The following is an 18,581-nucleotide window of genomic DNA, read 5'->3' on the forward strand; positions in this document are numbered from 1 at the left end:
CCCGAGAACAGACACGACGATGGAGGCGCACCCCGACCGAGGGTGCGCCTCCATCGTCGTACGACTCAATGATTGTTCTGAGCCAACCGCAACAGGTGATCGGCCAGAGCCTGACCCCCCGTGGGGTTCCGACTGATCAACAGCAATGTGTCGTCGCCGGCGATCGTCCCGAGGATGTCGTGCAGCTCCGCCTGGTCGATCGCCGAGGCGAGGAACTGCGCGGCCCCCGGAGGGGTCCGCAGCACCACGAGGTTCGCGGAAGCCTCCGCGGAGATCAGCAGCTCCGCCGAGAGCCGCCGCATCCGCTCCTCCTTCGCCGACTCCCCCAGCGGCGCGCGCGGGGTGCGAAAACCACCCTCGCTCGGTACCGCGTAGATGAGGTCGCCGTCGTTGTTACGGATCTTCACCGCGTTCAGCTCGTCCAGGTCCCGGGAGAGCGTCGCCTGGGTGACGTTCAGCCCGTCGTCGGCGAGCAGCTTCGCCAACTGGCTCTGCGAGCGCACCGGTTGCCGGTTGAGGATGTCCACGATCCGGCGGTGGCGTGCGGTGCGGGTCTGCGGCACGGCAGGCCCGACATGCTCGTGGTCCTGCGCCTGACTCATCGTCGTCTCATTCTTTGGCTCGTCCGTCCCCGTTGGCTACGGCGTCGAGGACACCGGGAAGGGCCTGGAGGAACGCGTCCACCTCGTCGTCGCCCAGGTTCAGCGGGGGCATCAGCCGTACGACATCGGGGGCGGGCGCGTTCACCAGGAGACCGGCGTCCTGAGCCGCCTGCTGCACCTGCGGCGCGAGCGGCTCGGTGAGCACGATACCCAGGAGCAGACCCGCGCCTCGGACATGGTCGATCAACGGGTTCCCGAGGGACTCGATTCCGGAGCGCAACTTCTCGCTCATGCGCTTCACGTTCTCGAGGAGGCCCTCGGAGGCGATCGTGTCGAGTACGGCGAGTCCGGCGGCACAGACGACCGGGTTGCCACCGAAGGTCGAACCGTGGTGACCGGGCTTCAGCAGCTCGGCGGCACGGCCGAAGGCGACGGTCGCGCCGAGGGGCAGTCCACCGCCGAGCCCCTTGGCGAGCGTGACGACGTCCGGCAGGACGCCCTCGTGGTCCTGGTACGCGAACCAGGGTCCGGTGCGGCCGATGCCGGTCTGCACCTCGTCGAGGACGAGGAGGCTGCCGGTGGCGGCGGTGATCGCCCGGGCGGCCTTGAGGTAGCCGGGCGGGGGCACGACCACGCCGTTCTCGCCCTGGATCGGCTCGATGATCACGAGGGCGGTGTCCTCGGTGACCGCCGCGGCCAGAGCCTGCGCGTCGCCGTACGGGACGTGCGTGACGTCTCCGGGCAGCGGCAGGAACGGCTGCTGCTTGCCGGGCTGGCCGGTGAGCGCGAGGGCGCCCATGGTCCGGCCGTGGAAGCCGCCGTGGGTCGCCACCATGTGTGTGCGGCCGGTCAGCCGGCCGATCTTGAAGGCGCCCTCGTTGGCCTCGGCACCCGAGTTGCAGAAGTACACCCGGCCCTCGCGGCCGAAGAGCTGGAGCAGCCGTTCGGCGAGCGCGACGGGCGGCTCCGCGACGAAGAGGTTGGAGACATGGCCGAGGGAGGCGATCTGCTTGCTGACGGCCTCGACGATCGCCGGGTGGGCGTGGCCGAGCGCGTTCACCGCGATACCGCCGACGAAGTCGAGGTACTCCTTGCCGTCGGCGTCCCACAGCCTGGTGCCGGCGCCGCGGACGAGCGGCAGCCGCGGGGTGCCGTAGTTGTCCATGAGCGCGCCCTGCCACCGCCGGGTGAGCTCCGCGTTGGTCCCGGTCATTCGGCGTCCCCCTGTTCATCGGGCTGTGCGTCCGGCACGACCATCGTGCCGATCCCCTCGTCGGTGAAGATCTCCAGCAGGATCGAGTGCTGGACCCGGCCGTCGATGACGCGGGCGGTGGTGACGCCGTTGCGCACGGCGTGCAGACAGCCCTCCATCTTCGGCACCATGCCGCTGGCCAGCTCGGGCAGCAGCTTCTCCAGTTCGGAGGCGGTCAGGCGGCTGATCACCTCGTCGCTGTCGGGCCAGTCCTCGTAGAGGCCCTCGACGTCCGTGAGGACCATGAGGGTTTCGGCGCCCAGTGCCGCAGCGAGTGCCGCAGCCGCCGTATCAGCATTGACGTTGTAGACATGTCCGTCGTCCTGGCTCCGGGCGATCGAGGAGACGACCGGGATCCGGCCGTCGGCGAGCAGTGCCTCGATCGCGCCCGTGTCGATCGCGGTGATCTCGCCCACCCGCCCGATGTCGACCAACTCCCCGTCGATCTCGGGCTGGTGCTTGGTGGCGGTGATGGTGTGCGCGTCCTCGCCGGTCATGCCGACGGCGAGCGGCCCGTGCTGGTTGAGCAGTCCGACCAGCTCGCGCTGCACCTGACCGGCCAGCACCATGCGTACGACGTCCATGGCGTCCTCGGTGGTGACGCGCAGGCCCGCCTTGAACTCGCTGACGATGCCGTGGCGGTCGAGGGCGGCGCTGATCTGCGGGCCGCCGCCGTGCACGACGACGGGCTTGAGACCGGCCTGCCGCAGGAACACCACGTCCTGGGCGAAGGCGGCCTTCAGCTCCTCGTTCACCATGGCGTTTCCGCCGAACTTGATGACGACCGTCTTGCCGTTGTGGCGGGTCAGCCACGGGAGTGCCTCGATGAGGATCCGGGCCTTGGGCAGCGCGGTGTGTTTCCTGGTCACATTGCTCATGAGGAGTACGCGCTGTTCTCGTGGACGTAGTCGGCGGTGAGGTCGTTGGTCCAGATCGTGGCGGTCTCGGCGCCCGCGGCGAGGTCGGCGACGATGTGGACCTCGCGGTAGCGCATGTCGACCAGCTCGCGGTCCTCGCCGACGCCACCGTTCTTGCAGACCCAGACGCCGTTGATGGCGACGTTGAGCTGGTCGGGCTCGAAGGCGGCCCCGGTCGTGCCGATCGCGGACAGCACCCGTCCCCAGTTGGGGTCCTCGCCGTGGATGGCGCACTTGAGGAGGTTGTTGCGGGCGATGGAGCGGCCCACCTCGACGGCGTCGTCCTCGGTCGCGGCGTTGATCACCTCGATCTTGATGTCCTTGCTGGCGCCCTCGGCGTCCCGGATGAGCTGCTGACCGAGGTCGTCGCAGACCGCCCGTACCGCCTCGGCGAACTCCGCGTACTCCGGGGTGACTTCGCCGGCGCCGGAGGCGAGCAGCAGCACGGTGTCGTTGGTCGACATGCAGCCGTCGGAGTCGACGCGGTCGAAGGTGGTGCGGGTGGCGGCGCGCAGCGCCTTGTCGAGGCTCTCGCTGTCGAGGTCGGCGTCCGTGGTGAGCACGACGAGCATGGTGGCCAGGCCCGGGGCGAGCATGCCCGCGCCCTTGGCCATGCCTCCGACGGTCCAGCCATTGCCCGTGCGTACCGACGTCTTGTGCACGGTGTCGGTGGTCTTGATGGCGATGGCGGCCTTCTCGCCGCCGTGCGCGGAGAGCTGGGCGGCGGCCGCCTCGACCCCGGGCAGCAGCTTGTCCATCGGCAGGAGGACGCCGATGAGTCCGGTCGAGGCCACGGCGACCTCGCCTGCGTTGAGGTCCAGTACCTCGGCGACCTTCTCGGCGGTCGCGTGCGTGTCCTGGAAGCCCTTGGGTCCCGTACAGGCGTTGGCGCCGCCGGAGTTGAGGACGACGGCGGAGACCTGTCCGGACTTGAGGACCTGCTCGGACCACAGCACCGGCGCGGCCTTGACGCGGTTGGAGGTGAAGACGCCCGCGGCGGCCAGGCGGGGCCCGTTGTTGACCACGAGGGCCAGGTCGGGGTTGCCGTTCTCCTTGATGCCTGCGGCGATGCCGGAGGCGGTGAAGCCCTTGGCAGCGGTGACGCTCACGGTGCGACTCCGATCGTGGAAAGACCCGTTTCCTCGGGAAGCCCGAGGGCGATGTTCATGCTCTGGACGGCCCCGCCGGCCGTGCCCTTGGTCAGGTTGTCGATGGCGCTGATCGCGATGATGCGGTGCGTGGCTTCGTCGTACGCGACCTGGACCTGAACGGCGTTGGAACCGTAGACGGACGCGGTGGCGGGCCACTGCCCCTCGGGCAGCAGGTGGACGAAGGGTTCGTCCGCGAACGCCTTCTCGTACGCGGCCCGTACCGACTCGGCGGTGACCTGGTCCTTCGCCTTGGCGCTGCACGTGGCGAGGATGCCGCGGGGCATGGGCGCGAGGGTGGGCGTGAAGGAGACGGAGACGGGCTCGCCGGCCGCCGCGCCGAGGTTCTGGATCATCTCGGGGGTGTGCCGGTGGCCGCCGCCGACGCCGTACGGGGACATGGAGCCCATGACCTCGCTGCCGAGCAGATGGGGCTTGGCGGCCTTGCCCGCGCCGGAGGTCCCGGACGCGGCGACGATCACGGCCTCGGGCTCGGCGAGTGCGGCCGCGTACGCCGGGAAGAGGGCGAGGGAGACGGCCGTCGGGTAGCAACCGGGCACCGCGATGCGCTTGGACCCCTCCAGCGCGGCGCGGGCGCCCGGCAGTTCGGGAAGGCCGTACGGCCAGGTGCCGGCGTGCGGGGAGCCGTAGAACTTCTCCCAGTCCGCCGGGTTCTTGAGGCGGAAGTCGGCTCCCATGTCGACGACGAGGACGTCCGGGCCGAGCTGTTCGGCGACGGCGGCGGACTGTCCGTGGGGCAGGGCGAGGAACACGACGTCATGTCCGGCGAGGACGTCCGGGGTGGTCTCCTGGAGGACTCGGTCGGCCAGCGGCAGCAGATGCGGCTGCAGTGCGCCGAGACGCTGGCCCGCGTTGGAGCTGCCGGTCAGGGCGCCGATCTCGACCTCGGGGTGCGCCAGGAGCAGACGCAGCGCTTCTCCGCCCGCGTACCCACTCGCTCCCGCCACTGCTGCGCGTACCGCCATGGAACCCTCCTCTTCAATGGCATGACTATACGTTTCGCTGCACGTTTATGCAATCCGCTATGGGTGATCTCTGCGCCGACCTGCGAGGGGACACTTCAGTCGAGGACGCATCTCAGTTGATGGAGACCAGCCACCGCCGCGGCGAGCTGGAGCGGTACCAGGAGGGGGCCGTGGGGGCCGCCACCCAGGCGATGAGTTCCACCGTGAAGCGCGGGACGGATGCGGCGCGGTCGTCCGGCGGTCCCGGTACAGGTTCCTCAGCAGCGTCGGTCACCCGCGTGACAATCTCACGGCGGGTGCCGGACGGCCAGAGGGCTTGGGCCCGTCGGGGCCAGTGACGAGTTCGACGTGGTCGGGCTCGGCCGATATCGGGACAGTGAGAGGTGGGCGACACCGGGCGCCGAGCGCGAGTAGAGGGGTACGAGGAGATACGAAGAAAAGGGAAGGAGAGGGGTACGCGTGCGTGGGGGACCTGGTCAGGAACGCTGGTCGCGGGCCTGAGCCGACCGTTCCTCGTTCTTCTCCTTGATGCGGGCCGCTTCCTTGCGGACCTCCGCCTGGGTGGTCCGCTCCCGGCGCAGCCACTCGGGGTCTTCCTGCTTCAGGGCGTCGATCTGCTCCGTGGTGAGGGCCTCGGTGACTCCGCCGCGGGCCAGCCCGGCGATGGAGATGCCCAGCTTCGCCGCGACCACGGGCCGGGGGTGCGGGCCGGTGCGTCGCAGCTCCTGCAGCCACGCGGGCGGGTCGGCCTGCAGCGCGTTCAGCTCGGCGCGCGAGACGACGCCCTCCTGGAACTCGGCGGGGGTGGCCTCGAGGTACACACCCAGCTTCTTCGCCGCGGTGGCGGGCTTCATGGTCTGGGCGGTCTGGTGCGACGTCATGTGTCAAGGGTATCGAGCGTGTGCGCGACCTTTGACCACGACCGATAGCCTGGCGAGGTGACAGGCTCGGAAGTACACCCTTCGTTCCGGCTCGCCTACGTTCCGGGAGTGACGCCCACGAAGTGGGTGCGGATCTGGAACGAGCGGCAGCCCGACATCCCCCTGACGCTCGTCGCGGTGTCCCCCGCCGAGGCGTTCGACGTGTTGCGTGACCGCGGCGCCGACGCCGGATTCGTCCGGCTCCCGGTCGACCGGGAGGACCTCAGCGCGATCCCCCTCTACGCCGAGACGACCGTGGTCGTGGTCCCCAAGGATCACATCGTGGCGGCGGTCGACGAGGTGACCGCCGACGATCTGGCCGACGAGATCGTGCTGCATCCCCTCGACGACACCCTCGGCTGGGAGCGTCCGCCGGGACAGCCCGCGTTCGAGCGGCCGGCGACAACGGCGGACGCCGTCGAACTCGTGGCGGCGGGCATCGGGCTCCTCGTCGTCCCCCAGTCCCTCGCGCGCCTGCACCACCGCAAGGACCTCACGTACCGGCCGGTCACGGACGCCCCGGAGTCGCGGGTCGCGCTGTCCTGGCCACAGGACGCGACCACCGATCTGGTGGAAGATTTCATCGGGATCGTCCGCGGGCGGACCGTCAACAGCTCACGGGGGCGAACCCAGGCCACGGCCCAGGCCCCGGCTGATTCGAAGTCCAAGGCCAAGGCCAAGCACCCCGACACGGGCGACGGCGCACGACGCAAGCCGGCCACCACCGGCAAGTCGGCCGGCAAGAGCCCCCGGAGCGGCGGTTCCGGAGGCTCCAAGGGCGGCGCCAAGCGGGGCAAGCCCCGTCGGCGCTCCTGACCTCCTACCCCCTGCCACGTCAGTCGCGGACTGCCGAGCGGGGGCGCGACGGGGCCGTCGGCGGCGACGGTGAGACGCCCGGTGGTGCTGTCGCGGGTCGCGGTGAACCTGGCCCGGTACTTGGCCCAGCCGCCGCGTGCGGTGGCCGTGAGTCCGAGTCTCCAACGGGTGCGGGTGCGTGGCATGGATACTCAGCGGCTCTGTGGTGTTGAGTTGTTCGAAATACCGGACAACGATCAATACTTCGAACGGCAAGATAGGGAGGGGGTCAGAGCGCGTCAATGGGTCGCGCAGCATCGCAGGGGACGGAGAGTGGGACGGTATGGGCGAGTTCTGGCCAGTGGCGAACGCACTCACCTACCTGGCCGGGAGCTGGCACGTGGAGCGCGCGGTGCGGGATCTCGCGCGCGGCGCGGAGGGGCAATTCACGGGGACGACGATTTTCGGCCCACGGGAGGAACCGGGGGAACCGGGGCTTCCGCACGGTCTTCTGCACCAGGAATCCGGCACGTTCGTGTGGCAGGGCACACCTCGGCCCGCCGAGCGGACCCTGCGGTTCCTGCCGGGGCCGAGCCCGGCGACGGCCATCGTCCAGTTCTCCGACGGCCGCCCCTTCCACGACCTGGACCTGAGCACCGGCCGGTACGTCGCCGACCACCCGTGCGCGGCGGACCTCTACCGGGGCGAGTTCACGGTGTACGGGGAGGACCGCTGGCGCACGGTGTGGCGGGTGGGCGGCCCCGCCAAGGACCTGGTCCTCACGACCGAGTACACACGGCTGATCTAGGGCAGGCAGGCCTTAGGCGCGCTGCGGGACGGCTTCGAGGCGCAGGTTCCAGCGGCCGTTGGTCCCGGTGAGGGTGATCGTCGACAAGGGGCGCACGTCGATGTTCCAGTACGTCGACGGCTGGGCCCTGAGCGCGTAGACGAGCGCGGCCCGTACCACCGAGGGCTCGGCCACCGCGACGATCCGGCTGCCGTCGTCGGCGGGCCGGGTGTCGAGCCAGCCGCCGACGCGGGAGATGAAGGACATCAGGGACTCGCCGCCGTGCGGGGCGGAGCGCGGATCGGAGAGCCAGGCGTCGACCGCCGACGGCTCGCGGGCCATCGCCTCACCCAGCGTGAAGCCACGCCAGCGGCCCATGTCGCAGTCGCGCAGCGCAGGCTGGGCCAGCGGCGCGTAGCCGAGGGCGTCGCCGGTGGCACGGCTGCGCGGGGTCGGTGAGCAGTAGCGCAGCTCGGCCGCCGCCAGCGGTACCAGTTCGGGGGCGGCGCGCTGCACCTCTTCCCAGCCGGCCTGGTCCAGTGGCCGGTCGTCCTCGAAGCGTTCGGCGAGCAGCGAGGAGCTGCGCGCGGCGGCGACGAACGTGACCCGAAGATGCATGCGGAGATCGTGGGGTGCGGGACTCCGCAGGTCAAGGGGTGTTATGCAAGGTATACACGGGCCCACTGGAGGAGGCTTGACGAAGCGGACTTACTGGAGCATGAGCGCCATCCACTGCTCGGGGCGGTCCAGCGGCTTGAAGCCGACCTTCGCGTAGACGCCGTGCGCGTCCTGCGTGGCGAGCAGGATGCGGCGCAGGCCGAGGGGCTCCAGGTGGTCGCGGGCGGCGGCGACCAGGGCGGTGCCGAGGCCCTTGCCGCGGACGGACGGGGCTACGTAGACATCGCAGAGCCAGGCGAAGGTGGCGTGGTCGGTGACGATGCGGGCGTAGGCGACTTGCTCTCCCGAGGTTGTGTCGTACGCGCCGAAGTTCAGCGAGCCGGTGATCGCTCGCTCCTGCTTCTCCCGCGCGCGTCCGGTGGCCCAGTAGGCGTCGGTGGAGAGCCAGTGGTGGACGCGGTCGATGTCCATGCGGGTGGTGTCGGCGGAGATCTCGTAGCCCTCGGGGAGGGGTTGTGCAGTGGTCATGCGGGGAGAGTTGCAGATCAGGGGGATGGGGGTCGAGCGCTTTTCGTTCTCGCCCCCACCTGCGCGCCCAGCCCCCATCCACCCGTGGCCGAGGAACCCCCGGCTCAAGCCAGTCAGGCCAGTACCTCGTCGCAAGCCGCCCGTAGGCGTCGTACCCCCTCCGTGATCTCCTCCGTTCCCGCGACCGCCGCGAAGCTCAGGCGGAGGTGGGCGGCGGGGGGTTCGGCGCTGAAGTAGGGGCGGCCGGGGGTGACGGCCACTCCTGTGCGCAGGGCGGCGGAGACCAGGGCGGACTCTCCCCCAGAGCCGAAAGCCTGGGAGGTGCCCCCAGTGCCGTCGGGCAGGCGGAGCCACAGGTGGTAGCCGCCGGACGGGATGTGGGGCAGGGCGAGTTCGGGGAGCGTCAGGCGCAGCGCCGTCGTCATCGCGTCGCGGCGGGTCCTCAACTCGGCGGACACGGCCCGCAGATGGCGGGGCCAGGCGGGCGAGCCGACGAGTTCGAGCGCGGCCTCCTGGAGTGGGCGCGGGACGAAGAAGGTGTCGACGACCTGGATGGCGCGCAGCCGCTCCAGGACCGGTCCGCGCGCGGCCAGTGCGCCGACCCGGAAGCTAGGCGAGGTCGCCTTGGTCAGGGAGCCGACGTGCACGACGACGCCGTCGGGATCCTCGGCGGCCAGGGGACGCGGCAGCGGGCCCGCGTCCTCGTGCACGAGACGGCGTACGAAGTCGTCCTCGATCACGAACGCACCCGCCTCGCGGGCGATCCGCAGCACCTCGGCACGCCGTTCGGGGGCGAGCACGGCGCCGGTCGGGTTCTGGAAGAGCGGCTGGCAGACGAAGACCCGGGCGCCGGTGGCCTTGAAGGCATCGGCGAGCAGGGTCGGTTTCACGCCGTCGGCGTCCACCGGGACCGGTACCGGACGCTGTCCCGCCGCGCGGGCGATCGCCAGCATGCCCGGGTACGTGGGCGACTCGACCAGGACCGGGGCTCCCGGCGGTGCGAGCGCCCGCAGCGCGGTGGTCAGCGCGGACTGACCGCCCGCCGTGACGAGCACCTCCGCGGCGGTGACCGCGCCGCCGATCCCCCGCGCGAACCACTCGCGCAACTCCGCGAGCCCCTCCACCGGCGGCCTGGACCAGGCACCGGGGCGGCGGCCCGCCCGGGACAGGGCGGCGCCCATGGCCCGCTCGGGCTGGAGCGAGGGGTGCAGATAGCCGCCGTTGAACTCCACGACGCCGGGCGGCGGGGCGGCCAGCGAGACCAGGACTCCGGAGGCGTCCACCGTGCGCGGCACGAGTTCCGTCGCGGGGTCCGCGCTCAGCGCGACCTCCTGCCAGGAGGTGTCCCCGGCGGGAGCGGCGGACGTCCGCGGGTGCGCCCGGAACGCGCCGGCGCCCGGCCGGGTCACCACCAGTCCCTCGGCGGCCAGTTGTGCCAGCGCCCTGGACACCGTCACCGGGCTCACCCGGAACCGCTCGACGAGCGCCCGGCTCGACGGCAGCTTTCCGCCCGGTGAGTAGCGGTTCAGCTCCTGCCGCAGCTGTTTTGCCAGGTCGCCCACACTGCTACGCTCTTGCATGAGAAGAGAGAGTAGCGCTATCGAGCAGACCGGGATAGCGGTCAGCGGCACCCCCGAGCTTCGCGCCCCTGAACCTCGCACCCATGAACTCCCCGCCCCCACCGACCGGCGCTCCGGCACCCTGCAAGCCGCCCTCGGCGTCACCGCCTTCTCCCTCACCTTCCCCGCCACCGCCTGGGGTCTGGAGGGCTTCGGACCCTGGTCCCTCGTCGCCGTCCGCAGCATGCTCGCCGCCGTCATCGCGGGCGGCTGTCTGCTGGCGCTGCGCGTACCCGTACCGGCGCGGCGGCACTGGGCAGGGCTCGCCGTGGTCGCCGCGGGTGTCGTGCTCGGCTTCCCGCTGCTGACGACGCTCGCCCTGCAGACGTCCACCACCGCCCACGCGGCCGTGGTCGTCGGACTGCTGCCGTTGACCACCGCGCTGCTGTCGGCGCTGCGGACCGGGGCGCGGCCCTCGCGGATGTTCTGGGGCGCCGCTCTCGCGGGCGCGGCCGCCGTGATCGCGTTCACCGTGCAGCAGAGCGGTGGGGCGCTGAGCAGCGCGGACGCCTATCTCTTCGGGGCGCTGCTGATCTGCGCGGCGGGCTACACGGAGGGCGGCCGGCTCGCCCGGACCATTCCGGGGTGGCAGGTCATCGGCTGGGCGCTGGTGCTGTGTCTGCCGCTGTCGGTGCCGGGCGCGCTGGTGGCGCTGACGTACGAGCCCGTCCAGCTGTCGGCGCACAGCGTGGCGGGGCTGCTGTGGGTGGCGGCCGGATCGCAGTTCCTGGGGCTGGTGGTCTGGTACCGCGGAATGGCGGCGATCGGGATTCCGAAGGCCAGCCAGTTGCAGCTGGCGCAGCCGCTGCTCACACTGGTGTGGTCGGTACTGCTTCTCGGCGAGCAGCTCACACCGGCCGCGCCCCTGACGGCCGCGGCCGTGCTGGTCTGCATCGCACTCACCCAACGAGCGCGGGGCTGAGCTGCAGGAACCGTCACTCCCGCGGATGACGAGGAGACCCTTCAGATGCATGCAGACGTGGGCGACAAGCTGGTGCAGCACGGCAGGGTTGTCGGACAGCACGACAAGGTCGCAGAGATCACCGAAGTAATGGGAGCGGAGGGCACGCCCCCGTACCGCGTCCGTTTCCCGGACGGGCACGAGGCGGTCTGCTCACCGGGCCCCGACTCCGAAATCCGTCACAAGGACGCCAGGCACGCCAGGCAATAGAGAGCGGCAAGACCAGCAAGTGGCCCAAGTGGCCCAAGTGGCAGTAGAGAGCAGTGCGTTTCAGCGCGCGGGTCTCGCCGGCTGCTGGTAGTGGTCGGCCACGACCCGCGCCATCGCGCCGATACGGTCGGCGCCGACCTCCTTGGCGGAGAAGAAGACATGCCCGCGCACCTGTGGGTAGGCGTGGGCGAAGGTGAGATGCCGGGAGAGTTCGGCCGGGTCCTGCCAGGCCGAGGGCTGCGCCGGATCGCCGGCCTTGTGGAGCGCCTCCCCGACGTACACCTTCACGCCTGTGCCCTGGGCGACCGCCGCCCACCAGGGCACGAGCTTCGCGTAGTCGGCGGCGGCGAAACCGAGGTTCCAGTACACCTGCGGGACGATGTAGTCGATCCAGTGCTCGCGGACCCACTTTCTGGTGTCGGCATACAGATCGTCGTACGTCTGCACGCCGGCCCGGGTGTCGGAGCCCCGCGAGTCGGTCGCGGCGTTGCGCCACACCGCGAAGGGGCTGATCCCGAAGCGCGTGGCGGGCCGGATCTGCCGGATACGGGCCGCCGTCTCCAGCACCAGTCTGTCGATGTTGTCGCGCCGCCAGGCGGCCCGGCTGGGGAAGCCCGTGCCGTGCGCCCGGTACGCCGCGTCGTCGTCGAAGACCTGGCCCGCCACCGGGTACGGGTAGAAGTAGTCGTCCCAGTGCACGGCGTCGATCGCGTACTTCTTCACCGCGTCGAGCATCGCGTCCTGGACGAACTTCCGTACCTGGGGCAGGCCGGGGTTGTAGTGCAGCTTCCCGCCGTAGGGGACGACCCAGTCGGGGTGCTTGCGGGCCGGGTGGTTCGCCGCGAGTCTGCTGGGGTCGGTGTGGCCCGCGATCCGGTACGGGTTGAACCAGGCGTGCAGTTGCAGGCCGCGCGCGTGGGCCTCCCGCACCGCGGTGCCGAGCGGGTCCCAGCCGGGGTTCTCGCCCTGAACGCCGGTGAGGTACTGCGACCACGGCTCGTACGGCGAGGGCCAGAGCGCGTCGGCCGTGGGGCGGACCTGGAAGAACACGGCGTTGAGGCGGCGGCGGACCGCCGTGTCGAGGTGGGTGAGGAGTTCGGCGCGCTGCTCGGCGGCGGACAGCCCGGTCCGCGAGGGCCAGTCGCGGTGGGAGACGGTCGCCAGCCACATGCCCCGCAGCCCCGAGGCCGCCCGCCGCCGACCGGGCCCGGGGATGCCACCGGCGGCGCCTGGTACGGCGGCCACCGAGTCCCCCGCCGTGCCCAGACCCGACAGCGTCGCCATCGCCGCCGCCGCGAACGCCCGCCGCGGCACCCGCCCCGTCCCCGCCATCCGCCCCGCTCCTCCACGCTCCGGATCCGCCCGGTCACGGACCGTCTCCCCGCACAGCATGCCCGACCCCGGCGATCGATCATCGATACTTCGGAGTAACGTGCAGGGGACGTGCACGATCGGAGCAGGCACCGAACAACGGGGGTCCTGCCCCAGCCGTAGACCAGCGAAGGGGACGATGTGACGGACACCGCGGGAGGCATCTCACGCGTCGGAGTGGTGGGCTGCGGCCAGATGGGAGCGGGCATCGCCGAGGTCTGCGCCCGCGCCGGTCTCGACGTCAAGGTCGCCGAGACCACCGGTGAGGCGCTGGAGATCGGCCGTACCCGGCTCTTCAACTCCCTCTCCAAGGCGGCCGAGCGCGGAAAGATCTCCGCGGACGAACTCACCGCCACCCAGGACCGGCTCAGCTTCACCACCGACCTCGGCGAGTTCGCCGACCGCGACCTGGTGATCGAGGCCGTCGTCGAGAACGAGCAGGTCAAGACCGAGATCTTCCAGGTGCTCGACCAGGTGGTGACGCGGCAGGACGCGATCCTCGCCTCCAACACCTCCTCGATCCCGCTGGTCCGGCTCGCCGTCGCCACCTCGCGCCCCGACCAGGTCGTCGGCATCCACTTCTTCAACCCGGCCCCGGTGCAGCAGCTCGTCGAGCTGATTCCGGCGCTGACCACCTCCGAGGGCACGCTCAGCCGGGCGCAGCTGTTCGCCGAGAAGGCCCTCGGCAAGCACGCGATCCGCGCCCAGGACCGCTCCGGTTTCGTGGTCAACGCGCTGCTGATCCCGTATCTGCTCTCCGCCATCCGGATGTTCGAGTCGGGCATCGCCAGCCGCGAGGACATCGACAACGGCATGGAGCTGGGCTGCGCCCACCCGATGGGCCCGCTCAGGCTCTCCGACCTCATCGGCTTGGACACGGTGGCCTCGGTCGCGTATTCGATGTACGAGGAGTACAAGGAGCCGCTGTACGCCGCTCCCCCGCTGCTCCAGCGCATGGTCGACGCGGGCCGGCTCGGCCGGAAGTCCGGCTCGGGCTTCTACACGTACTAGCGAGTGCGGCGACGCCGCCAAGTGGCGCTGTTCAAGGGCGAGTTCACCCGGAACAGCGCCCACGGCGGCGCTGCCGTGGGTGGCTCTCGCGGCGCCCGCCAGGTCCTCATCCGCGCGTCCTCGCCCAGCCCACGTGGACTGCACGGGGCCACGGCCTGTTGAGCGGCATCGACCGACAGAAAACCGACCCTGACCTGGGACTTTGTGTCTTTCGAAGCTGTCAGGGCCTTTCCCGCTTACTCAGCGAAAAATCCCTGGAAAGTCCCTGGGACAGAGCTGAAAGTCCCTGAAAAGTCCCTGGGAAGTCCCTGGTTCGGAGCGGCCGACCAGCGCTTGTGAGCCCCGCGCCGGTGTCGCGGGCAACTGGATTCGGACCCGAGACCTACGCATTACGAGACCATGAGTGATCGTGTTGCGTGGTGTTTCCCCGTGCCGCGTAGTGACGTTGTGCCTGATCAGGGCACGTGCAACAGGTTGACCCGTGCCACCCGATGCTGCACGGTCCAAAGGCGTCCGGCCACCGGCTGGCCACCGGCAAGGCCCCACTGGTGGCAAGAAGCAGGGTCATCGAGTTGTAGGCCTCCCACAGACTCTTCGTACGCGTCGTCCCCCCGTGGGTCGCTCCAGAGACGGCCCCTTCCAGCGTGGCCGGTGCAGACCTCGCCGGTTACCTGTTCCCGAGCCCGTCCCTGAGGTCCGTCGTAACCAGCTAAACCCCCTGGCCATCGACCAACCAGTGGTGACAGGATCCGCAGCATGACCTATGGAATCGAGTCTTACCCCACCCGATGAGCGCCCAGGCAGGCGGTGGAGTCCCCGCCCCTTGGCCCTCTCTGTACGCATACGCGCTGTGTTTGTACCAGTCGAAGCCCGACGGTCGGCTGCCTCACGGTGGCTGCCTCTTGCCTGACTCGCCACAAAGGCGCGCAACGCTGGGTTGGCGCGAGGCCGAAGCAGGTGTGCAGGAGACCCTCGCTCCCCTGCTGTCCGATCCGGATACGGTCCGCGCCGCCGACGAGATCCACCGCAGGCTGCACGCGCTGGGTATTCGGGATCGTCATGTCCAGGCTGCGATGGCCGATCTGCCCCTGGAAGACACAGCGGCAGCCCGTACTCTCGGCCGCCATCTGACACGCACCGGCACCAGCACACTGACCGTGAACGTCGGCATCACTCTCCTGGCTCGCCTCGGTGAGCCGGAGGACGTGCCGTACCTCAAGGTTCTCGGTCTGCTGAGGGAACTCGCCCGTCCCGTGGTCGGCGCGCTCACCGCCCTCGACTGCCCGACAGCAGCCTTGGTATGGCTGGCCAACCACGCCGAGAACCGTGCACTGCGCCACCTGATCGACGCGATCGCCGCGCGCGATGACCACGAGGCCCGCACATGGCTGATCAACGCCCCTCTCGACTCAGGTGCTGTCGGACCTTCCACCGCCCGCAGGATTGCCGAGGCCGTCCAACTCGCCGACATTCTCAGCGAGGAGCAGATCGACAACCAGGTCGTGGCCCAGGCCGGACGTCTCCTCTCCCGAATGACGGGACTGCGCGACTACCAGCCCGAGATCCTCAGCTACCAACAGGCCACCACCACCTACCACGCGTTCGTCGCACGCGCCTCCCAACTGCCCCCGACGCTGGACCATTACGCCATCCTGCTGTCCGTCGCCCTGGACCTGCACAGTGGCCCCAGCGTGCTCCTCGACTGGCAGCCGGGACAGAGGGAAGCCCTCCTGCGCGCCCTCGAAGCCGTCCTGAGCAACCAGTCCTGGACAGCCGTCGCGGAGAGCGAACCCGAAGAACCCCCCGAACGCCGCCGGCTCCATTGGATACGGCGCGCGGCACGGCAGCCTTTCCACCGCGCGACGGTCTCCCGGTTCCGGGTGGAGGCCACCGTGCGGGACCCGACAGACCCGGATACGGTCGAGGCACGGCTGTTGATCGACGGCCGGCCCCTGGTACCCGAAGCATTCGGCAAGGGTCCAGCCAACTCCCCCGAGTACCTTCTCGACAGCGGTCGTCTGCGGGCCGCAGCCGAGCCCCGAGAGGTACAGCTCGCCGAGGCGTACTGCACCGAGGACTGCTGCGGCGCGCTATACGTGACCATCTGCAGGGAAGATGACCAGGTGGTGTGGCGTGACTGGCGTCGCCCTCCGGCGCGGCAACCCCGCGCGGAACTTCCCGAGTACCGCTTCGACGCGGGCGACTACGACGCCGAGATCGAGCGCGCGGAGAACGACCGGTCCTGGGCCTGGCCGGCTCGAAACACCGCCCGCTCGATAACTGCGGGGCTACGCGAACAACCCGATCTCCTCACCCGATGGGACGGCCAGGTCGGCTGGATCGGCACCGACTTCCATGATCAGGACTCGGCCATGATCTCCTTCACGTACTGGCCGGGCCTCGCCGCCGGGCAGCAGGACGAGGACGGTCCCTGGTTGCAGTTCATCTGGAGTCTCCCCGACGACGGCACACCTCCCGAGAACCAGGCTTCTGCGGCGCTGCGGCAACTCGCCGAGCAGGACCCGAAGACCTACACGCAGGTCAGGGGCGGCAGCCGTGAGTTCGCCAAGACACTCGGCTTCCCCTGGCCCGAACCGGGAGACTCGGAAGAGAGCGCCTGACCGAACTCATCCGGCCTGCGACGCGCTCCCCTGCAGGAGAAGCAGCACGTCTCCGGGCGCGTCGCAGGGTGCCCGACAGCGGATCAGTGTGCTGTTCGCGATGCTTCGCGACGGCACCTTCCGGGGCGCATCCGGTCCCCGAATGGGCAGCGCTCCGTCCGATGGACCGGCAGCCGCCGCTGTGATGCCGCCGTCGGGAGGGGTGTGAGGTCGGCTGTGGGGCCGTCGTCTCCGTCGGGGTCGAGCCGAGCCCCAGACCTATCAGGTCTCGCGCCTCGCCCGACCTGAACCGCTGCGGGACTCCGCCATGGTCTTGGCGGCGGTTAAACGGGATGCTGCAGGTTCCGCTGTGCCCAGATACTGGAACCTGCGGTCAGGGAGGCCAAGCGCGTGGTGGAGATGGAACCCGGTATCAGACAGGCGTTGGACGACGCGTCAACTGGCTTTGTCTCCTACGAACAGTTGTTGGAACGCTTCCTCAAGGCGCTCACCAAGGCGGGCCTGCAGAATGACGGGCAGGGCGTTGCTCTGTGGGCTGCCTTCAGTTTCCACCGCGACGAACAGAAGGGCTTCACCGGCAGCTACGCGGGATCCGATCCAGGCGAGCCGTGGCCGACCGATCCGCGTCAGGTTCCGGCGGATGTTCTGGCGGTGTGGGCCGCGTACGCGGCCCATGCCCGGCATCCCGGGGTGAGGGCCCGTCTGCACCATTTGTTGTGGGAGGCCCGGAAGGGCGATGCCTTTCAGCATGCCCGGCAGGCGATCGAGGCCTATCGGGATGCGGCGGCTGAATTCCTGAACGCGCCGGAACGGGATTCTGGGCAGGTGCGGGCATGCGACTGCTTGACCGTCGCCCAGGACTTGGCCGCTTCCCTGAGGCAGACCGCGCTCGAGGACAGCGTCCGCAGCGTAATGACGGATTTCGTCACGGCGATGCTCGACGAGGGGGATGACGCCCCTGGTCTGGTCCTTCAGTTGTTGCGGGCTCTCAGCGTGAGGCGGCCAGTGGACGAAGGTGTCCGTCGCCTTCTGGGCAGGGCCTGCGACCGGTACGCGTCCGACGCTTTTGTGCTCGTTGACCTGTTGGAATTGTGCCGGGACGTGGAGACGGACGTGGCGGCACGCACGGGCCTCGACCGCCGCATCGTCACCACGGTCTTGGAGGATGCCGAGCGGTTGTCGGGTTTCATGCGTATTGACCGGCTCAGCACGGCGGCGACCATGGCCCGGGACCGGGGCCTGGCGGACCTGCATGACGAGGCGGTCCTACGGATGCAGCGTACCGACCCCGAACATCTCGGTATGTCACGCTTCGAGGAGACCATTCGCGTGCCCAAGGCCATGTTCGATGCCTACACCCAGTGGGTGGGCGGTGCCTCCACCCTCGGTGAGGCGCTGGGAAGACTGGCTGCTGTCCCCTCTCCGGCTGGCACCTCCGCCGACGCCCAGAACGCCGCGCAACGCATCGCCCAGTCCTCAGCCTTCCTCTCCGTCGTCGCCACCGTGCGGATCAACCCGGTGGGGCCGGTCCCGGTCGCGCCAGCAGGCGTGGATCCGCTGGCGAATCACGCAGCGCAGTGGCGGCTGGTGTCCATGGAACTGGCAGGGCTGTGCCTTGCGGCAGCGCTGGACCAGATCGGCGAACGCTTCGACCCCGACGAGTACACGCTCGTCGAGCTGCTCACCCATCCCCCGGTGGTGCCGACCGGCCGTGCCCGCAGGCTGACCTTGGCACTGCTTCACTACTGGCGGCAGGAGTACACCGCCGCCTACTCTCTGGCGCTGCCCCGGGTCGAAGGGCTGCTGCGCGAACTGCTCCGGCAGCAGGACGTTCCCGTTGTCCGTGTCGCTCAGGGCGATACCCGCGGAGGAGCCAGCCTGCTCGGCACACTCATCGACCGCATGACCGAGGCCGGGCTCGACCCTGATTGGCAGGATTTCCTGCGGCTGCTGCTGACCGACGGTGCGCGCGGCATGAATTTGCGCAACGACGAGCTCCATGATCTCGCCGACGACGAGCCGCAGCCCCACCGCGTCGCCCTCGTCCTGCTGGCTGACCTCTACTTGGTCTCCCGCGCCCACCAGCCAAACGCAGACGAGACAGCCGATCCCCAGGAAGGCTGAGCCCCGCCTGCTCGCCGGCTGGTCAAGTGAGGGCCAGCGCGCAGAAGGTGTTGCGTACGTCGGTGAGGGGGCCGCAGTCGCGGGTGTAGTAGAGCTTGTTGGCGAGCAGGA

Annotated in this window: 18 protein-coding genes; 7 read left to right on the forward strand and 11 right to left on the reverse strand. The window is 70.0% G+C overall.

Going from position 1 to position 18,581, the window contains the following annotated elements; genetic code table 11:
• Window positions 1-65: 65 nt before the first annotated feature.
• The 7 genes from OG747_RS07730 to OG747_RS07760 form a co-directional block, all read right to left on the reverse strand.
• A complete protein-coding gene (locus OG747_RS07730) occupies window positions 66-602 on the reverse strand; it encodes an arginine repressor (RefSeq protein WP_405878540.1) in 537 nt (178 codons plus the stop codon).
• 7 nt (window positions 603-609) lie between these two features.
• Window positions 610-1,815: an acetylornithine transaminase gene (locus tag OG747_RS07735; RefSeq protein WP_405878541.1), complete on the reverse strand. Its 1,206-nt coding sequence runs from the start codon at window positions 1,813-1,815 to the stop codon at window positions 610-612.
• The gene (gene argB / locus OG747_RS07740) at window positions 1,812-2,732 is read right to left on the reverse strand and encodes an acetylglutamate kinase (protein ID WP_405878542.1); all 921 of its coding nucleotides are present in this window, start codon (window positions 2,730-2,732) and stop codon (window positions 1,812-1,814) included. The genes OG747_RS07735 and argB overlap by 4 nt, the downstream gene beginning before the upstream one ends.
• Window positions 2,729-3,880 carry a bifunctional glutamate N-acetyltransferase/amino-acid acetyltransferase ArgJ gene (gene argJ / locus OG747_RS07745; RefSeq protein ID WP_405878543.1) on the reverse strand — a complete coding sequence of 384 codons (1,152 nt, stop codon included), beginning with the start codon at window positions 3,878-3,880 and terminating at the stop codon, window positions 2,729-2,731. The genes argB and argJ overlap by 4 nt, the downstream gene beginning before the upstream one ends.
• Window positions 3,877-4,905, reverse strand: a complete 1,029-nt coding sequence (argC, locus tag OG747_RS07750) for an N-acetyl-gamma-glutamyl-phosphate reductase (RefSeq protein WP_405878544.1) — start codon at window positions 4,903-4,905, stop codon at window positions 3,877-3,879. The genes argJ and argC overlap by 4 nt, the downstream gene beginning before the upstream one ends.
• A gap of 112 nt (window positions 4,906-5,017) precedes the next feature.
• Complete coding sequence (locus OG747_RS07755) at window positions 5,018-5,179, reverse strand: hypothetical protein (protein ID WP_405878545.1); 162 nt, start codon at window positions 5,177-5,179, stop codon at window positions 5,018-5,020.
• A gap of 202 nt (window positions 5,180-5,381) precedes the next feature.
• Window positions 5,382-5,786 carry a DUF5997 family protein gene (locus OG747_RS07760; protein ID WP_405878546.1) on the reverse strand — a complete coding sequence of 135 codons (405 nt, stop codon included), beginning with the start codon at window positions 5,784-5,786 and terminating at the stop codon, window positions 5,382-5,384.
• Window positions 5,787-5,843: 57 nt separating this feature from the next.
• On the opposite strand from OG747_RS07760, the gene OG747_RS07765 reads away from it, so the two are divergent.
• Together OG747_RS07765 and OG747_RS07770 are read left to right on the forward strand one after the other, a co-directional pair.
• On the forward strand, window positions 5,844-6,641 hold the full coding sequence (locus tag OG747_RS07765) for a LysR family substrate-binding domain-containing protein (protein ID WP_405878547.1): 798 nt from the start codon (window positions 5,844-5,846) through the stop codon (window positions 6,639-6,641).
• A 322-nt stretch (window positions 6,642-6,963) separates the two neighbouring features.
• A complete protein-coding gene (locus OG747_RS07770; protein ID WP_405878548.1) occupies window positions 6,964-7,428 on the forward strand; it encodes a DUF6314 family protein in 465 nt (154 codons plus the stop codon).
• A 12-nt stretch (window positions 7,429-7,440) separates the two neighbouring features.
• On the opposite strand, the gene OG747_RS07775 is transcribed toward OG747_RS07770, so the two are convergent.
• The 3 genes from OG747_RS07775 to OG747_RS07785 all read right to left on the reverse strand — a co-directional run bounded on the left by OG747_RS07775 (window position 7,441) and on the right by OG747_RS07785 (window position 10,133).
• A complete protein-coding gene (locus OG747_RS07775) occupies window positions 7,441-8,025 on the reverse strand; it encodes a histidine phosphatase family protein (protein WP_405878549.1) in 585 nt (194 codons plus the stop codon).
• A 90-nt stretch (window positions 8,026-8,115) separates the two neighbouring features.
• The gene (locus OG747_RS07780; RefSeq protein WP_405878550.1) at window positions 8,116-8,553 is read right to left on the reverse strand and encodes a GNAT family N-acetyltransferase; all 438 of its coding nucleotides are present in this window, start codon (window positions 8,551-8,553) and stop codon (window positions 8,116-8,118) included.
• A 113-nt stretch (window positions 8,554-8,666) separates the two neighbouring features.
• Window positions 8,667-10,133, reverse strand: coding sequence for a PLP-dependent aminotransferase family protein (locus OG747_RS07785; protein ID WP_405878551.1), 1,467 nt, complete (start codon window positions 10,131-10,133; stop codon window positions 8,667-8,669).
• Here OG747_RS07785 and OG747_RS07790 point away from each other — a divergent pair.
• Window positions 10,132-11,094, forward strand: a complete 963-nt coding sequence (locus OG747_RS07790) for a DMT family transporter (protein WP_405878552.1) — start codon at window positions 10,132-10,134, stop codon at window positions 11,092-11,094. The genes OG747_RS07785 and OG747_RS07790 overlap by 2 nt on opposite strands.
• 45 nt (window positions 11,095-11,139) lie before the next feature.
• Window positions 11,140-11,343: a DUF1918 domain-containing protein gene (locus OG747_RS07795; protein WP_405878553.1), complete on the forward strand. Its 204-nt coding sequence runs from the start codon at window positions 11,140-11,142 to the stop codon at window positions 11,341-11,343.
• Between the two features lie 60 nt (window positions 11,344-11,403).
• Here the strand turns inward: OG747_RS07795 and OG747_RS07800 are convergent, their stop codons facing one another.
• Window positions 11,404-12,675, reverse strand: coding sequence for a glycoside hydrolase family 10 protein (locus OG747_RS07800; protein ID WP_405878554.1), 1,272 nt, complete (start codon window positions 12,673-12,675; stop codon window positions 11,404-11,406).
• A 180-nt stretch (window positions 12,676-12,855) separates the two neighbouring features.
• Between OG747_RS07800 and OG747_RS07805 the strand changes: the two genes are divergently transcribed.
• The 3 genes from OG747_RS07805 (at window position 12,856) to OG747_RS07815 (ending at window position 18,470) form a co-directional block, all read left to right on the forward strand.
• Window positions 12,856-13,725 carry a 3-hydroxybutyryl-CoA dehydrogenase gene (locus OG747_RS07805; protein ID WP_405878555.1) on the forward strand — a complete coding sequence of 290 codons (870 nt, stop codon included), beginning with the start codon at window positions 12,856-12,858 and terminating at the stop codon, window positions 13,723-13,725.
• 959 nt (window positions 13,726-14,684) lie between these two features.
• Window positions 14,685-16,346, forward strand: a complete 1,662-nt coding sequence (locus OG747_RS07810; RefSeq protein WP_405878556.1) for a hypothetical protein — start codon at window positions 14,685-14,687, stop codon at window positions 16,344-16,346.
• 390 nt (window positions 16,347-16,736) lie between these two features.
• A complete protein-coding gene (locus OG747_RS07815) occupies window positions 16,737-18,470 on the forward strand; it encodes a hypothetical protein (RefSeq protein WP_405878557.1) in 1,734 nt (577 codons plus the stop codon).
• The last annotated feature ends 111 nt before the right edge of the window (window positions 18,471-18,581 follow it).

This window comes from Streptomyces sp. NBC_01384, assembly GCF_045040035.1.
GTDB lineage: Bacteria > Actinomycetota > Actinomycetes > Streptomycetales > Streptomycetaceae > Streptomyces.

Excerpts from the sequence above, each read along its gene's own strand:
- OG747_RS07780 (WP_405878550.1), bottom strand. The coding sequence starts at position 8,553 with ATGACCACTGCACAACCCCTCCCCGAGGGCTACGAGATCTCCGCCGAC.
- OG747_RS07800 (WP_405878554.1), bottom strand. The coding sequence starts at position 12,675 with ATGGCGGGGACGGGGCGGGTGCCGCGGCGGGCGTTCGCGGCGGCGGCG.
- argB (WP_405878542.1), bottom strand. The coding sequence starts at position 2,732 with ATGAGCAATGTGACCAGGAAACACACCGCGCTGCCCAAGGCCCGGATC.
- OG747_RS07790 (WP_405878552.1), top strand. The coding sequence starts at position 10,132 with ATGAGAAGAGAGAGTAGCGCTATCGAGCAGACCGGGATAGCGGTCAGC.
- OG747_RS07785 (WP_405878551.1), bottom strand. The coding sequence starts at position 10,133 with ATGCAAGAGCGTAGCAGTGTGGGCGACCTGGCAAAACAGCTGCGGCAG.
- argC (WP_405878544.1), bottom strand. The coding sequence starts at position 4,905 with ATGGCGGTACGCGCAGCAGTGGCGGGAGCGAGTGGGTACGCGGGCGGA.
- OG747_RS07770 (WP_405878548.1), top strand. The coding sequence starts at position 6,964 with ATGGGCGAGTTCTGGCCAGTGGCGAACGCACTCACCTACCTGGCCGGG.
- OG747_RS07775 (WP_405878549.1), bottom strand. The coding sequence starts at position 8,025 with ATGCATCTTCGGGTCACGTTCGTCGCCGCCGCGCGCAGCTCCTCGCTG.
- OG747_RS07795 (WP_405878553.1), top strand. The coding sequence starts at position 11,140 with ATGCATGCAGACGTGGGCGACAAGCTGGTGCAGCACGGCAGGGTTGTC.
- OG747_RS07760 (WP_405878546.1), bottom strand. The coding sequence starts at position 5,786 with ATGACGTCGCACCAGACCGCCCAGACCATGAAGCCCGCCACCGCGGCG.
- OG747_RS07730 (WP_405878540.1), bottom strand. The coding sequence starts at position 602 with ATGAGTCAGGCGCAGGACCACGAGCATGTCGGGCCTGCCGTGCCGCAG.
- OG747_RS07735 (WP_405878541.1), bottom strand. The coding sequence starts at position 1,815 with ATGACCGGGACCAACGCGGAGCTCACCCGGCGGTGGCAGGGCGCGCTC.